The organism is Paraburkholderia sp. J76 (assembly GCF_905220295.1).
GTDB lineage: Bacteria > Pseudomonadota > Gammaproteobacteria > Burkholderiales > Burkholderiaceae > Paraburkholderia.
Genome location: NZ_CAJMZJ010000039.1, coordinates 1 through 1,756, shown reverse-complemented (window position 1 = coordinate 1,756; position 1,756 = coordinate 1). Strand labels below are relative to the sequence as shown.

The 1,756-nt window shown below is 63.1% G+C and carries 1 pseudogene; it reads left to right on the top strand.

The window, feature by feature from the left end:
- Positions 1-1,756, top strand: a pseudogene (locus tag U5768_RS31790) (hypothetical protein); the annotation flags it as partial.

The window sequence follows — 1,756 nt, the reverse complement described above, 5'->3', positions numbered from 1 at the left end:
ACTTGTCGGGCGACGTCACGAACCTCGGCAACAAGATCGCAAATGCGGTGCAGTACGACAGCTCGGCGCACGACATGCTGACGCTGGGCGGCACGGATGCATCGAAGCCGGTGACGCTTACCAATGTCGCGAACGGCGCGCTCAACGCATCGAGTACCGATGCAGTGAACGGTGCACAGCTCTTCGCGACGAACGAAAACGTCTCGAACCTTTCGGGCGCGGTGACCAATATCGCCGGTGATATCACCAAACTCAGCGGTAAGATCGCGGATGCGGTGATCTACGATACGTCGGCACACGATTCGGTGACGCTCGGCGGTGCGGGTTCGACCGCAGTGGTGGCATTGCACAACGTGGCAAATGGTTTGCAAGCCAGCGACGCTGTGAACGTCGGGCAATTGGCTTCGGCGGGGTTCGAACTCGACAGCTCGGGCGCCGTGGTCAACAAGGCAGTCACCTATGACGCAGGCTCGCTGGTGGCGGGCAAACCGACGATCACGCTGGACCCGGGTACGGGTAACAGCGAGTATTTCCGCAACGGCAACCGCCAGGACGGTCTCCTGCCTGCCGGAACTGTCATCAGCAACGTCGCGAACGGTATTCAGGACACTGATGCGGCCAACGTCGGCCAGGTCTTCGACCTCGTGAATTCGGCTCAGGGCGGTGGGACTTCGCCGGTAATGGGTTCCAGGTTGCTGGGTGCGTCGTCGGGCTCGGGCGTGAACACGTCGGGGCTGAACACCACCTACAACACGGCTGCGTACTATTCGCAGGTAGCGGGCGTGGGCAACGCGGTCGGTTCGACGCCTCCGTCGGACATGGCGCGCGCCAAGGGCGCCGGCTCGATCGCGATCGGCTCGAGCGCGTACACGTCTGCAACGGCAGGTACGGCCGTCGGCGTGCAATCCTATACGTCTGCCAGCGACGCCGTGGCCCTGGGTTCGGGTTCCGTGGCAAATCAGACGAACACGGTATCGGTGGGTAACGACGGTACGAGTTCTTTCATCGCCTATGACACGAACGGCCAGCCGTACACGATCCAGAATCAGGCGAATACGCGCCGCATCGTGAACATGGCTGCCGGTCAAAACGACACCGACGCGGTGAACGTGGCGCAGCTTAAGGGCGTGACGAGCGCGCTGGGCGGCGGTGCTGGCGTGAATGCGGCCGACGGTTCGATCATTGCGCCCGTTTATGACGTGGCAGGCGGCACCTACTCGGACGTCGGTGCAGCGCTGGCCGCGATCGACAACAAGGGTGGTGGTGACTCGCCGGACGCAGTGAAATACGACACGTCCGCCCACGACAAGCTGACGCTCGGCGGCGCTGGTTCCAGCACGCCGGTGAAATTGACGAACGTCGCCAACGGTTCGCTGAGCGCATCGAGCGTGGACGCTGTCAACGGTTCGCAACTGTACGCACTCGGTGCGAAGACGGACGGCTCGGGCAACCTGCTGAACGCGTTCGTGGCGTATGACGACACGTCGATGAACTCGGTGACGTTCGGTGGTTCGGGGCATGCTCCGGTGGCGCTGCACAATGTTGCAAACGGTGCGGTCAGCGTAGCGAGTAACGACGCGGTGAACGGTTCGCAGCTCTACGGCGTGGCCAGCTCGACGGCCGCAGCGCTTGGCGGCCAGACCAAAGTCAACCCGGACGGCACGATCAGCACGCCCACGTATGCGTTCTCCGACGGTACGTACACGGACGTCGGTTCTGCGCTGGCTGCAATCGACGCGAAGGCAGAGACGGGCTC